This window comes from Sulfitobacter sp. 1A13353 (assembly GCF_043557255.1).
In the GTDB taxonomy this organism is placed as follows: domain Bacteria; phylum Pseudomonadota; class Alphaproteobacteria; order Rhodobacterales; family Rhodobacteraceae; genus Sulfitobacter; species Sulfitobacter faviae.
Genome location: NZ_JBIFFS010000027.1, coordinates 1 through 1114 on the forward strand (window position 1 = coordinate 1; position 1114 = coordinate 1114).

A 1114-nucleotide genomic window follows, 5' to 3' on the forward strand; every position below is an offset into this window, starting at 1 on the left:
GGTGGATTCACAAACGAAGTGCAAATTCTGTACGAATACAGAGAGTTGCATGGAGTATGAAGAATGGGAACCCACTACTGTCACCTGAAGTTGGACGAACGTCGCAAGCTTGCAAAGTGGCTTGAAGCCAAAATGCCGATTTCAGAGATCGCGGATCGATTGGGTCGCGACCCGTCCACGATCTACCGAGACATTAAGCGTAATCGGTACACGGATGGTGAACTGCCTGAGCTAAACGGGTATCATGCGCTCGTCGCTCAGGAGAAATATGAGCAGCGCCGCGCGATCCATCGCAAGATGATCATTCACCCTGATTTGAAAGCCGCCATCGAAGACCGCCTGAAGGCTGGCTGGTCGCCCGAACAGATAGCCGGCAGGATGCGGCTCGAACGGCACCCGATCCGCGTGAGCCACGAGACGATCTATCGCTTTGCCTATTCCAAAGACGGTCGCGAGGAACAGTTCTACCGCCATCTCCCTGAGCATCGGCGCCGCCGTCGGCCGCGTGGTTACCGCAAGCACAACAGAGCCCACATATTCGACATTCAAAGCCTGTCGCACAGGCCTGAGCGTGTCTCAGAACGCTTTGAATTCGGCCATTGGGAGTGCGACTTGATGATGTTCCGCAAGGAGCATGGGAAGGTAAACGTGACGTCTTTGGTGGAGCGCGTCAGCCGCTATGCCGTCGTGATACGTAATGAAGATCGACAATCCAAACCGATCATGGAGTCCCTGATCAACGGGTTGGTTCCCCTGCCCGCCGCCGCGCGCAAGTCAATCACTTTCGACCGCGGCACCGAGTTCTCGGCCTGGAAATATCTCAAGGCCGGGATCGGAGCGGATGCCTGGTTCTGTGACCCGCAAGCGCCCTATCAGAAAGGCACTGTTGAGAATACGAACAGCAGGCTGCGTCGATACCTGCCAAGATCAACCGCACCGACGGCGCTGACAAATCGATATTTGAGGTCGATTTGCCACCGCCTCAACGCAACGCCGCGCAAATGTCTTGGCTACCGGACGCCCGCTGAGGTCTTTGAAAGCAACCTGATGGAAATACAGAAACGGTTGGAGTAAAACGAGATATCAAAAACTGCACTTCACCGTGAACTCACAC

General features: G+C 55.1%; 1 protein-coding gene. It reads left to right on the top strand.

The genetic code is table 11. The features are described from left to right. Nucleotides 1-63 precede the first annotated feature (63 nt). Complete coding sequence (locus tag ACGYLO_RS22095) at nucleotides 64-1074, top strand: IS30 family transposase (RefSeq protein WP_394377461.1); 1011 nt, start codon at nucleotides 64-66, stop codon at nucleotides 1072-1074. Nucleotides 1075-1114: the final 40 nt, after the last annotated feature.